Source organism: Longibaculum muris, from assembly GCF_004343035.1.
Taxonomy (GTDB): Bacteria; Bacillota_I; Bacilli_A; order Erysipelotrichales; family Coprobacillaceae; genus Longibaculum; species Longibaculum muris.
Window position 1 is genome coordinate 1 of sequence record NZ_SMCQ01000022.1, and the last position, 12,287, is coordinate 12,287.

Sequence of the window (12,287 nt, forward strand, 5' to 3'; positions counted from 1 at the left end):
ATTGATGTTGATTTATTTCAAGATGAAGATAACAGAGCCCTCATCCAAGGAATACAGATGTTTTATAGGTGGAATGGAAAAGAAGAAATCAAGTTGGAAGTAAAAAAAGAAGTTGCCATTTTAATTGCAAGCATAGTTAATAGTAAAAAGTTTTTAAAGATAATCAAAGAACAGGAAGGAGAGAAAGTAGTTATGTGTACATCATTGGATTTATTTGCGAAAAGGAATAGAAAAGCTGGATTTAATGAAGGAAAGAGTGTTGGGAAAAAAGTAGGATTAGACATTGGAAAAAGGGAAGGAAGAAATGAAGGGAAAAAGACAATGTTAATAGAATTGTTAAAGACAAAGATTGGATATTTATCAAAAGAAACAATTCAATTGATTAGAAGCTGTAATCGAAAAGAGTTAGAACAATTAACAAAGCAATTTGTTATGATAAACAATCAGGAAGATATTTTAGAAATATTGAAAAACTGTTTAAACTGATTTTTAAGATTATCAAAGATTAGGAGAGATAATGATTATGTGTACGTCATTGGATTTATTTGCGAAAAGGAATAGAAAAGCTGGATTTAATGAAGGAAAGAATGTTGGGAAAAAAGTAGGATTAGACATTGGAAAAAGGGAAGGAAAAAAGACAATGTTAATAGAGCTGTTAAAGACAAAGATTGGATATTTATCAAAAGAAACAATTCAATTAATTAGAAACTGTAATCGAAAAGAGTTAGAACAATTAACAAAGCAATTTGTTATGATAAATAGTCAGGAAGATATTTTAGAAATATTACATAGTTAAAGAAAAAAAGTTAACATCATTTGATTTTTGATGTTAACTTTTTTCTTTAAAATAATCCATTTTCACGATATTGTTTCATTTTAGATTCAATGTCCTCTAATGATGGTTTATTAAATAACAATTCATAATCCTCTCTAATATTGTTAATTTCTTTTTGAATTTGAGGAATATTAGTGATGTCTCCATCTTGAGTACGTAGATAATAACTTTTTAAAGTCCCTAATGCTGCAACAACGAAATCAACTGCGAAATCATCAGAAGTTTCAGTTTCTAAGAAATTATTAATTTCATGATCAATAAAGATTTGTAATGAGTTCATAGCATCACTTCCTGTTGTATCAAATAATTGAAGGGGTTCATTCAATTGAGGAAGTGAAATTGTATTTTGTGGAGCATAGAATGCTTCTGAATCAGAAAAATCATAAAGATCATTTAATAATTCATGAGCATTTTCAATTTCTTCTTCATTAATTCCTTCTGTTAATATTTTAAAAACCAAATCAATACAATCAGGTATCTTTGTCAATATTTCACAATCTTCATTATTTCCGAATGAGACTAAAACTTTTTCTAAACGACATAGTGTGAAAAGATTCCACAAAGACATTTGAACATAGTTTAAATTCTCACTCTTTTCTTCTACTTCTTGTAACATACATAAATGAAGTAAATCTTCATCTTCTAATTGTCCAATGAAATCAGAAACTTCATCCATTTCTTTATCACTAGCATTGATATCATCAATAGACATAGTTAAACTATCAGCTCTTGATAAATAATGCATAGCTCTTTCATTATCACCTTTTTCTAAGTATGCTTTTCCTAATTGATAATAAGCTTTAAACATGTGATTAAAGTCTTGAGTCTCTGCTGTTTTGACTTTTTCAAGAAGATTTTCAATACTATTACCCTTATTTTTAAATAATGAATTAAACATATAGTTTTCCTCCTAGATTAGTTATATGACCTTATTTTATCATAACTAAATAATAAATTATATAAAGATATGATTATCTTTTATAAATACTCTATTTATTGAATTGCAACCAATTTTCTTTTTTTATTCCATAAAAGATTCCAGTAAAATCTGCTAAGAACCAACCGATTGGAATAGCCCACCAAATCGCACATTGACCGAGTGTTGGGGCAAATAGATAAGCCAAAGCTACTCTGGTTCCTAGAGAAATAACAGTTAATACAACAGAAATACCAGGTTTTCCAACTCCACGATAATAACCATAAAGTAGGAATAAACAACCAATTCCTAAATAACACATTCCTTCGATTTGTAAATATTGAATACCCTGAGCAATAATTTCAATTTCACTAGGATGAATGAAAATCAGCATCAATTCTTTAGCAAAGAAAACAACGCCAAAAGAAATCATTAAACAAAAGATTGTAGAAATACAAATTGCTGATTTTAATCCCTTTTGTATTCTTTCTTCTTCGTTGGCTCCTTTGTTTTGTGCAATAAAAGTAGAAAAAGCATTTCCAAAATCTTGAACAGGCATATAAGCAAAAGAATCAATCTTCACAGCAGCTGCAAAAGCAGACATAGTCAAGACTCCAAAACTATTGACTAAACCTTGTATCATTAAAATACCAAAGTTCATAACAGATTGTTGTATACATGTTAATAATGAATAATCTCTAATCTTTTGAAAGACTTCAATATCATAATGACAATGTTGACGCGTTGGAAGTAAATCTTTTTGAGTTAAAAAGACATAAATCATAATCCCAAAGCCACTTAATGCCTGAGCAATAATCGTTGCTAGAGCAGCACCACTCACACCTAATCTTAGACTCACAATAAAAAAGACATCTAAAATAATATTAACTATAGTCGCAATAGCTAAAAATATTAATGGAACTCTTGAATTCCCTAAAGCTCTTAAAACACAAGAAAAATAATTATAAAGAAAAGTAAAAAAGAACCCCCAAAAGATAATCCATAAATAATCATAAGTCTGTTGATAAATATCACTAGGAATATTTAAAAAAGACAAAATAGGATGAATGCATAATAAACATAAAATCTCAATCACAATGGATAAAACTGCAATACCGATAAAAGAAAGACAAAAAGATGTTTTCATCTTATCAATTTGTTTTGCCCCAAATAACATAGAAAATAAAATACCACTACCCATACATAACCCTAAAATAATAGAAGTTAAAAAAGTCATAATGGTAAAAGAAGAACCAACTGCCGCTAAAGCATTTGATCCAATATATTGTCCAACAATAAAAGTATCTGCAATATTATAAAATTGTTGTAATAAATTACCTAAAATCATAGGTAAAGAAAATAGTAATAAGGACTTTGTAATAGGTCCTTTGGTTAATTGATGATCCATAATTTCCCTCCCATAAAGATATGATAGATGAAAAATAAAGAAAGTCAATGGGGGAAATGAAAATGAAATATTTTTCTTTCATAAAATTAACTTTGGAATATATTGGCAATAAGATATAATAAAGGAAATGAAAAGGAGGACATTTTGAGATGAACTTTTTTAAAAAAACTATTCCTGAATATATTCAATTATCACTCGAACAATTAGAAGAAAAACCACAAGATTGGTTATCTTTATATGCGAATGCTTATCAAGTTTTAAACTATCAAAATCAAAAGATGATCGTGAGATTAGGAAACATAGGGAATGACTATCTTTCTACAATGAATATTCCTCAAATTATAAAAGCTGGGGAACGTTGGCGTAACTATACATCAATGTTATGGTCAATTGATTGGCAAAATATAGATATTCAAACGATAAGTGATTATTTCTTTAAAAAGGATGGGTATGTAAGTTTATTAATTATGGGTTGTTTTCATTCAAGTGGTTATTTTAGAGAGAAGTGTTTAAACATACTAGTTGATTATCCAAATACACTTGTTTTTATCATGATAAGAATGAATGATTGGGTTGAGGAAGTTCGTGACAAAGCTTATGCTTTGTCATATTGGCGAATATCTGAATCTTTATTGGATGAGTTGATTGATGCCTCTTATGTTTTCATAAAATTAAAAAAGTCTAAAAGACGTCAACAAGCACAATTAGATGATATTGAAAAGCATTATATCAAGCGATTATCAAAGTTACTTATTGAATTGAATATTCATAACTTCATGCAAAAAGATGAATGTATACGTAAAGCTTTTTATCAAATTACTTTAGAATATGGATTATTATCTTATCAACTGATTGAAGAATTATTAAATATAGAAAAAAATTCATTTTGTTTATTATTGATTACAAAAAGTTTTTTACAAAGTGATGAAATGAATCAAGATAAGTTATACACTTATTTACATCATCTAAATTTTTATGTCAGAAAAGAAGCCATGTTATGTTATTATGAAAGAAATCAAAGAATATGGAAGGGTATAGAAAATGATTTATTAGATAAAAGTCATGCAATTCGTGAATATGTACGCTTCTTATTAAAAAAACATACGCAAATCAATATTTTAGAGTATTATCATGATCATTTACCTGATCCAATAGCTATTTTAGGGATAAGCGAAGTTGGAACAAGTCAAGACATTGATATTTTATTGCCTTATTTAGAAAGTGAACAGGAAAGAATTGTAAAAGTAACAATTCAAGCCTTGAGTCGTTTAATGAAAGAGAAGGGTCAAGATATTTATTGGCGTTTTTTATTAGATGAACGAATGACTTTGTCTAAAGCTGCTTTTCAATCTATTAAGAAAAATAAAGTTCATTATACTGCGCAAGTGGTTTATGAAACTTATCAAAAAGTATCAATTGAACATCATTCAAGATATTTGCTGATGATCTTATTGGAGGAAGATTCTTGGGAAAGATTACCTTATTTATTAGAACTTTATCATTATCCTTATGAAAAAATGCGTCAACTCATTCATTTAAGAGTCAATCAGCGTAATCCTTATAAGAAAGTATCAAAGCAGTTAAAAGAAAAAATCATGAATAGTTTGATGAATCAAAAGAATGATATTCCTCACAATGTTCAGAAATCGATTTTATTTGATTTAAAATTTGTTTGTAAAGATGAAGTAAAATTGGATGAAGTATAAAATATGCGTGCCAGTATAAAAGCAACTGAAACCCATCTGAAAGAAATATAAGAGTCATCTGGATTAACTGTATCGACTCTAGCTAAGAAAATTGATAAACATTATAATGTCATTTTATCTATTCAAAATGGTTCGACTGATCCATCAGTAATGACTGTCAGTGATATCTTAACTGCATTAGGTATGGAATTTGGTGAGGGATATAATGAATTGTTTAAAGAAACGATTCAGGAAGGACTTTATGAGTAGTCTTATAATTACGATGAGACAGTCTTGTAGGTCTGAAGAAACCCGTTAAGGCACAATATGCACTATCGTAAGAGATGGCAAAATCAGTAGGTATCAAATTAGATAATTATACGAGAGTGGAATAAGGAGAAAGAAACTCATCATTTTGATTGGTTTGTAATATGGCTTCTGGATTAGATATCCTTCCTTCTGAAATCTTTAATGAAGATTATCAGTGGATATTATGTCAATATGAGCAAAAGAGACAAATAGAAATGTTAATAAATAGTAATCAATATTATTTAATAAATCATAAAAATAGAAGTATCAGGATACCTCATTAATAATTTTGAATATAGATGTGGGAAAGTCGAACCAAATCTAATTTAGATATAGTTAATAAATATCGTTATTTCCAGACAGCTAAATTATTTCTTACAAATTGTTGAAATGTCTATGTTTTTCTCATAATATCTTCAAATGTTGAAGTGATTTTTTGCAGTGAATTAACCAATATCTTTTGTATCTATAAAACTTGTTAATGATTGATTGGCTGGAATAATAACTGTATTGAAATGCTTGATTTTAAAGTCATGTATGCCACTTATTTTTTGCATAAAGAAACTAAGACGAATATGACGGTATGGGAATCTAGTCTCTTCAATATACTTTTCAATTTATCTATAAAAGGTTTTATATCTTCAGGATTTTCAAGATGAGTGGAAGCATAATAAAAAACTCTATCAACATCTTCTAAAGCAGCATCAAATGTTGTTGAATCTGTAAAATCGAATTGAACTATCTTTGCGGTGTTTTTGTATATTTGAATAGGTCCATCTATCTGTGTCCCAGCAACACTAATTTGTTGGCTATTTTTCAAGGCATATTGTGCTTCATATTTGCCTACGTTTCCAGATGCACCAGTAATTAAAATTCTATCCATTATTTTTTCTTCCCAATAAAATATGATTTGCTTTTTCTGATAAAATGATTAATTCCTAGAAGGCTTTTTCTCCCAATCCTCTTTCTAATATTGATACAATCTTAAAATATTCTTTAATAGTACTATCTACAAGTTAGATAGAATTTTTTGTATGAACAAGGATATAACTATGTTTATCTTCTTTTGATTGTCTCTTTTGAATAAATCCTTTTGATAATAAGGAAGTTACCATATTTGTCGACATAGCTTTTGTAACATTAAAAAATTTTGCAACCGTATTTGGTGTTTTTTCTTCGTTTGTTTTAACAAGATAAATAAGGATTCCCTTTTCACTAGGATGAATTGGAAAATTACGTTTTATATGAGTGTTTAATCTACAAAATAAAGAAATCTATTTTGATGCTATCATTATTTTATCCATTTTTACCTTCCAATATAGTACACTAGATTTACTATATATTTATATGGTACATCTAGTGTACTTTATCAATAAAGACTGTAATTATTATTTCAATAAATTTTACTTACTTTTATATACTGTAAAAAATAATATATTTATAATATAGATAAATGTTAGTTCATATAAGTAGAAATAATTTCTATATTAAATGTAGAAAATCCTTGGATGGTCTTTATGTCAATAAATGATAAAATAGAAAGTGTAATAGGAAGGGAGTGAAATTATGGAAGAGATATATAGTCATATTCTAAAAATAATTAGTGAGAATAGGTTTGTTTCTGCTAAAAATTTAGCTATTGAATGTCGCTGTAGTGATAAAACAATTAGAACTAGAATTAGAGAAATTAATGATAATCTAAAAGGCGCCAAGATTATTTCAAAACCTAGATATGGATATTGTTTAGAGATAATTGATGAAAATCTTTATAATCAATCTATAAAGCAAATAAATGATTTATATAAACTCCCAAATAATTCAAAAGAAAGAGTAGAATTTCTTTTGAGGCTATTACTATCATCTAATCAATATTATAAACGAGATGATTTGAGTGATATATTATATATTTCTTCAAAAACATTGAGTCATGATATACAGAAGTTAGAACAAATTATAAAGAAGTATGATCTAAGAATAGAAAGAAGACCAAATTATGGGATTAAAGTTATTGGTTCTGAATTTAATTTTCGTTTATGCTTATCTAGTTTGATGTTTCAGAATGAAAATGATGGTGAAATTGCTGATCAATTGAATTTAATATCAAAAATACTTACTGAAATTTTTGAAAAATATCATTTTAAAATGTCTGATATTGCATTGCAAAATTTAATTAATCATATTTATATATCAATGAACAGAATTAAACAAGGGTGGACAATTGTTCCCAAAGGTATTTCATTAAGGAAGATGAATATAGATATTGAAAAAGAGTATATAATGGCCAAAGAAATATGTATTATACTCAAAGAAAGAACCGACTGTATTTTTCCAGAATGTGAAGTCGAATATATAGCCATACATTTAGCTGGAAAGAAAATGTGGACTGATTCTGAAAACTTTGTTGTTACTCAAGAAATTATGAAGTTAACTGGAAATATATTAAATAGGGTTTATGAAAAATTTCATATTGATTTTAGACATAACCTAGAATTGAAATTAGGTTTATGTAAACATTTAGTTCCAATGAAGTTTCGTATCAATTTAAATATGAATATGAGAAATCCGTTATTAAACAAAATCAAGGAAAATTATTTATATGCTTATACAATCGGAGAATATGCTTGTTCAATTATTAGTAGTTATTATGGTAAAAGCATTGAAGATGATGAAATAGGATATATAGCTCTACATTTTGCACTTGCAATCGAACAGGAACAAACTTTTGTTACAAAGAAAAACATATTAATTGTCTGTGCATCTGGATTAGGAACATCACAATTTTTACTATACAAATATAAAGAAGAGTTTGGAAAATATATTGATAAAATTGAAGCGTGTGGAGAAAGAGAATTAAATAAGATAGATATACAACATTTTGATTACATTTTTTCTACAGTTCCAATTCTTTCAAAAGTTGATATACCCATTATACAAATAGACTATTTCTTAAATAAAAATGATATCCAAACTATTTCAAAAATATTAACAAATGAAAATCAACATATGTATAAATATTATTCAAAAGAATTATTTATAGTCAATTTAAATTGTAAAGATAGAAAAGAAATTATAAAAGAAATGTGTCATACTATTTCTTTGTATGAAGATATTCCTCAAACTTTTGAAAAAAGTATTTTAGAAAGAGAAGCAATTACATCGACAGAGTTTGGAAATCACGTTGCTCTTACGCACCCATTAGAACCATTGTCTCAAAGAACATTTGCTTGTGTTGCAGTTTTAAAAGATGCAATCATCTGGAAAGAGAAAGAAATAAAAGTTGTATTCTTAATATCGATAGAGCAAAAGAAAAATAAGAATATTCAAGATTTTTATAAAATGACATCTAAATTATTAATGTCAGAAAAGTATATGAATCAATTTATTAAAAATCCTACATTTGAAGATTTAATGACTATTTTATCAACTATAGAAAGAGAGTATGGTGAAAATAATGCAAAATGAAAAAATATCTTATCAGCTTATAACCAATGCTGGAAATTCTAAATCTTATTCAATGTTAGCGATTGAAGCGGCACGAGAAAAAGATTTTGTTAAGGCAAAAGAATATTTAAACAAAGCTAAAGATGAATTAAAGAAAGCGCATAGCATACAGTTTGAATTGATTCAAACCGAAGCACAAGGAATTCATATGAATATGGATGTAATTCTTGTTCATGCACAAGACCATTTAACAATGGCACTTATGATGAAAGAACAAGCAGAAGAATTTGTCAATATATATAAAGAACTTGAAGAATTAAGAACAAAAGGAGGAGTGAACTAATGAGACTGATGTTAGCCTGTAATGCTGGTATGTCTACTAGCATGGTTGTTGCACAAATGGAAGAATCTGCTCTAAGGCAGGGGAAAAATTATATTATATGGGCTGTTGACATTGATTCTGTAGAGGATGAAATAGGAAATTTTGATGTCTTATTAATTGGACCACAGATTCAATATAAATTAAGAACACTAAAACGTTTATTAGAAGATCAGGCACCAGTAGATATTATCGATCCTGTTGCTTATGGGTGTTGCGATGGACAAAAAGTCTTACAACAAGCTGAGAAGTTACTCAATGATTTTCACGAAAGGAGAAACAGAGTATGAAATTTAAAGATAAAGTTTTGGATTTTGTTGAAAAGATTACAGAACAAAAACATATAAATGCTATTAAAAAAGGAATGATGGCATATGTACCATTCACTATAATTGGAGCAATTGCATTATTAATAGCATATTTTCCCTATCAAGGTTATATCGACTTTATAACAAATATATTTGGATTTAAAGATGCCAGTGTATGGCAGAATGCTATAACATCAATAATGAATGGTAGTATGAATCTAGGTGCTATTATTTCAACATTATTTATTTCTTATCATTTATGTAAGGAGTATAAAGGTGAAATTGATCCCATGTATGGATCTGTACTTAGTTTATGCATGTATTTTTTATTAACGCCATGGGATGTGCTTAATGAAAAAAATGTTGTTATGACTAATTATTTTGGAACTGGTAGTCTCATAGTTGGAATTATCGTCGCACTTATTGTTCCAGAATTATATAGATGGTTAATGGGAAAAAATAAAATAAAAATCAAGTTACCACCACAAGTTCCTTCAATGGTTGCTGATTCTTTTAGTTCATTAATTCCAATGACCATTATCTCTATATTATTTTTAATTATTAAACTTGTTATTGGTGTGACTTCATATGGAAATATTCATATCTTCATAAATACTGTTATTGGTCAACCATTAGCTGCATTAAGTGGTAGTGTCTGGGGATATATTCTTGCTCTATTTATTACTGGTGTTCTATGGATGCTAGGAATTCATGGCTCATCAATTGTTATGGGTGGAGTTTTAGCACCATTCTTAATAATGATGTCGGATCAAAATAGATTGGCTGCTCAAGCTGGAAATGCTCTCCCTAATATTCTTACAAATGAGTTTCAAACTTTTACGGGTGGAATTGGTCTTTATATTTGCATAGCTTGCTTGATTATTTGTAAAAATAAACAAACAAAGCCATTATGTAAAATGGCATTAGTCCCTGCTATTTTTGGAATTCATGAACCATTAGTTTTTGGATTACCAATCATGTATAATTTGTATTTCTTTATTCCTTATGTTGTTTTTCCAATGATAGGAGCAGGACTGACATATTTTGTCCAATCTATAGGGTTAGTTGCTAGACTAAATGGAACAGGGGTCCCATGGACAACACCTGCCGGTATTTATGGCTTTTTAGCAACTGGCGGACATATATCAGGCTTTATTTGGCAACTTGTCCTTGCTGCTTTATATATTGCACTCTGTATACCATTTGTTAAAGCTTTCGATAAGAGCAAATTAAAAGAAGAAAATGTAGAATTATGATAGGAGAAATTTATGCTTAATTTAATTGATACGCCATTCAGTTATTATGGTTCATATATGGCAATTGCATTTTATGATTATCATTTATCTTATCATGGTATTATTACGAATCCAAAAGGAGATGGTTTGTATCTCAAATCGGTAAAAGGTAAGTCTAGGGATTGTACAGGTGTTTTTAAACTCATACCATATTGTAATGGAAAAGAAGCTGATTATAGTATTGTTTATGATTATCATGAAATAAAATTAATAGGTAAACAATTTATAATAAAGATATGTTTTGTTAATGATTCAAATGTCATTCTTCATGTAAAAGGTAAAAATATATCTCTTGTGCTTGATACTTTACCACAATCTAAATATGATTATTCATTAAAGTTGAATGATGGTACAGAAGATTATTATGTTATTAATAGTTATAAATCTCAAACAAAATATTTTGTGAGTTGTTCTAAAGATATGAATTTAAAACAACAATATGCTGATGACATGCAAGGTAGTTCTGAATCAAAATTTGAGATTAATGGTGATGAATTTGATATTATAGTTCAGGATATTCCCACCCATATTAATAAAAGGGAAAAGATAGCTTTTACCTATGAAAAATATGCTCAACATGCTAAGAATTATTTTGAAGAATATAGTTTAAGATTTCCTAAACCACTTAGTCAGTATAGTCAAACTTATGTCGATGCTATTTACACTACCTGGTCAGCAACAGTGAAGCCAGAAGGATTATTAAAGAGATATTCAACTTATATTTCAAATACTTTTTTTCCAGGTATATGGAGTTGGGATCACTGTTTTAACAGTATTGGGTTAATGGGAAGTGATAATGAATTAGCTTATAATAATATGATGATTGTTTATGATTTCCAAGATCAATATGGACAATTACCTGGTTCAATGAATGATTCAAATATTCACTGGAATTTTGCTAAACCTCCCATTCAAGGATTATTTATATCCAAAATGATGCAAGACATTGATTTCGATGAAAATCAGTATGAAGATATTTATGATAAATTATATAAACAAATAAATTATTGGTTAGAGTATCACGATTGTAATAATGATGGAATACCTGAGTATCATCATGGAAATGATTCTGGATATGATAATAGTACTGTGTTTATAAATAATTTTGTTGTGGATTCACCTGATTTAACAGCTTATCTCATTAGAGGATTAGAAACATTAGAAAAGATAGCTTTATTGCTTCATAAAGATTATTTAAAGATTCAATCTCAAAAGAAAAAACTTATTGAACTTTTTAAAGAACATTTTATTGTTGATGATTGTATTATTGCAAGAGAGACAGTCACGCAGAAGATAATAAAATCAGATTCTATTTTACCATATGCATCTTTAGTTATTGCAAAATACCTCCCCGAAAATATTGTATCAAAGATGATTAATGAGTTAAAAACAGAGTTTATGACAGAATATGGATTTGCAACAGAAAAAACAACGAGTCCTTTCTATGAAAGTGATGGTTATTGGAGAGGTCCAATATGGGCATCTGAAATGATTGTTTTAATTGATTCGCTGGATGAAATAGGTGAAAATGAACTTGTTAAAGAAATAATTATAAAATTTTTAAATATTATAAAGAGGGAAGGATTTGCTGAAAACTTTGATGCTCAGACTGGAACAGGTCTACGTGATCCAGCATATACTTGGACGAGTAGTGGATTTATATATTTACATAATAAATTGAAAAAGATAATTGAAAAATCCTCATTATAAA

General features: G+C 28.1%; 12 protein-coding genes. 8 read left to right on the plus strand and 4 right to left on the minus strand.

Annotated elements, in window-relative coordinates; all coding sequences use genetic code 11:
• Both EDD60_RS12410 and EDD60_RS12415 read left to right on the plus strand, forming a co-directional pair.
• Positions 1-486, plus strand: a 486-nt coding sequence (locus EDD60_RS12410) for a DUF4351 domain-containing protein (RefSeq protein ID WP_132226470.1), incomplete at its 5' end; no start/stop codon positions are given.
• A 37-nt stretch (positions 487-523) separates the two neighbouring features.
• Positions 524-796: a DUF4351 domain-containing protein gene (locus tag EDD60_RS12415; protein WP_132226471.1), complete on the plus strand. Its 273-nt coding sequence runs from the start codon at positions 524-526 to the stop codon at positions 794-796.
• A gap of 46 nt (positions 797-842) precedes the next feature.
• Here the strand turns inward: EDD60_RS12415 and EDD60_RS12420 are convergent, their stop codons facing one another.
• Together EDD60_RS12420 and EDD60_RS12425 are read right to left on the minus strand one after the other, a co-directional pair.
• Positions 843-1,733 carry a tetratricopeptide repeat protein gene (locus tag EDD60_RS12420; protein ID WP_132226472.1) on the minus strand — a complete coding sequence of 297 codons (891 nt, stop codon included), beginning with the start codon at positions 1,731-1,733 and terminating at the stop codon, positions 843-845.
• Between the two features lie 91 nt (positions 1,734-1,824).
• Complete coding sequence (locus EDD60_RS12425) at positions 1,825-3,159, minus strand: MATE family efflux transporter (RefSeq protein WP_066447887.1); 1,335 nt, start codon at positions 3,157-3,159, stop codon at positions 1,825-1,827.
• 149 nt (positions 3,160-3,308) lie between these two features.
• Between EDD60_RS12425 and EDD60_RS12430 the strand changes: the two genes are divergently transcribed.
• On the plus strand, positions 3,309-4,865 hold the full coding sequence (locus EDD60_RS12430; RefSeq protein WP_066447889.1) for a hypothetical protein: 1,557 nt from the start codon (positions 3,309-3,311) through the stop codon (positions 4,863-4,865).
• An 832-nt stretch (positions 4,866-5,697) separates the two neighbouring features.
• Here EDD60_RS12430 and EDD60_RS12435 read toward each other — a convergent pair.
• Together EDD60_RS12435 and EDD60_RS16480 are read right to left on the minus strand one after the other, a co-directional pair.
• The gene (locus EDD60_RS12435) at positions 5,698-6,036 is read right to left on the minus strand and encodes an NAD-dependent epimerase/dehydratase family protein (RefSeq protein ID WP_066447890.1); all 339 of its coding nucleotides are present in this window, start codon (positions 6,034-6,036) and stop codon (positions 5,698-5,700) included.
• 133 nt (positions 6,037-6,169) lie between these two features.
• Positions 6,170-6,427 (minus strand): MarR family transcriptional regulator, encoded by a 258-nt coding sequence (locus EDD60_RS16480; RefSeq protein ID WP_318026110.1) that lies wholly within the window; start codon positions 6,425-6,427, stop codon positions 6,170-6,172.
• A gap of 292 nt (positions 6,428-6,719) precedes the next feature.
• On the opposite strand from EDD60_RS16480, the gene EDD60_RS12445 reads away from it, so the two are divergent.
• The 5 genes from EDD60_RS12445 to EDD60_RS12465 are packed head-to-tail and all read left to right on the plus strand — an operon-like array spanning position 6,720 to position 12,286.
• On the plus strand, positions 6,720-8,615 hold the full coding sequence (locus EDD60_RS12445) for a BglG family transcription antiterminator (RefSeq protein ID WP_066447893.1): 1,896 nt from the start codon (positions 6,720-6,722) through the stop codon (positions 8,613-8,615).
• Positions 8,605-8,937: a PTS lactose/cellobiose transporter subunit IIA gene (locus EDD60_RS12450; RefSeq protein ID WP_207905349.1), complete on the plus strand. Its 333-nt coding sequence runs from the start codon at positions 8,605-8,607 to the stop codon at positions 8,935-8,937. Before EDD60_RS12445 ends, EDD60_RS12450 begins: the two co-directional genes overlap by 11 nt.
• Complete coding sequence (locus EDD60_RS12455; protein ID WP_066447895.1) at positions 8,937-9,263, plus strand: PTS sugar transporter subunit IIB; 327 nt, start codon at positions 8,937-8,939, stop codon at positions 9,261-9,263. Before EDD60_RS12450 ends, EDD60_RS12455 begins: the two co-directional genes overlap by 1 nt.
• Entirely contained in the window at positions 9,260-10,537 is a 1,278-nt protein-coding gene (locus EDD60_RS12460; protein ID WP_066447897.1) for a PTS sugar transporter subunit IIC, read from the plus strand. Before EDD60_RS12455 ends, EDD60_RS12460 begins: the two co-directional genes overlap by 4 nt.
• Positions 10,538-10,549: 12 nt before the next feature.
• A complete protein-coding gene (locus tag EDD60_RS12465; RefSeq protein WP_066447899.1) occupies positions 10,550-12,286 on the plus strand; it encodes an MGH1-like glycoside hydrolase domain-containing protein in 1,737 nt (578 codons plus the stop codon).
• Position 12,287 lies beyond the last annotated feature (1 nt).

Excerpts from the sequence above, each read along its gene's own strand:
- EDD60_RS12460 (WP_066447897.1), top strand. The coding sequence starts at position 9,260 with ATGAAATTTAAAGATAAAGTTTTGGATTTTGTTGAAAAGATTACAGAA.
- EDD60_RS12435 (WP_066447890.1), bottom strand. The coding sequence starts at position 6,036 with ATGGATAGAATTTTAATTACTGGTGCATCTGGAAACGTAGGCAAATAT.
- EDD60_RS12455 (WP_066447895.1), top strand. The coding sequence starts at position 8,937 with ATGAGACTGATGTTAGCCTGTAATGCTGGTATGTCTACTAGCATGGTT.
- EDD60_RS12425 (WP_066447887.1), bottom strand. The coding sequence starts at position 3,159 with ATGGATCATCAATTAACCAAAGGACCTATTACAAAGTCCTTATTACTA.
- EDD60_RS12420 (WP_132226472.1), bottom strand. The coding sequence starts at position 1,733 with ATGTTTAATTCATTATTTAAAAATAAGGGTAATAGTATTGAAAATCTT.
- EDD60_RS12415 (WP_132226471.1), top strand. The coding sequence starts at position 524 with ATGTGTACGTCATTGGATTTATTTGCGAAAAGGAATAGAAAAGCTGGA.
- EDD60_RS12450 (WP_207905349.1), top strand. The coding sequence starts at position 8,605 with ATGCAAAATGAAAAAATATCTTATCAGCTTATAACCAATGCTGGAAAT.
- EDD60_RS12465 (WP_066447899.1), top strand. The coding sequence starts at position 10,550 with ATGCTTAATTTAATTGATACGCCATTCAGTTATTATGGTTCATATATG.
- EDD60_RS12430 (WP_066447889.1), top strand. The coding sequence starts at position 3,309 with ATGAACTTTTTTAAAAAAACTATTCCTGAATATATTCAATTATCACTC.
- EDD60_RS12445 (WP_066447893.1), top strand. The coding sequence starts at position 6,720 with ATGGAAGAGATATATAGTCATATTCTAAAAATAATTAGTGAGAATAGG.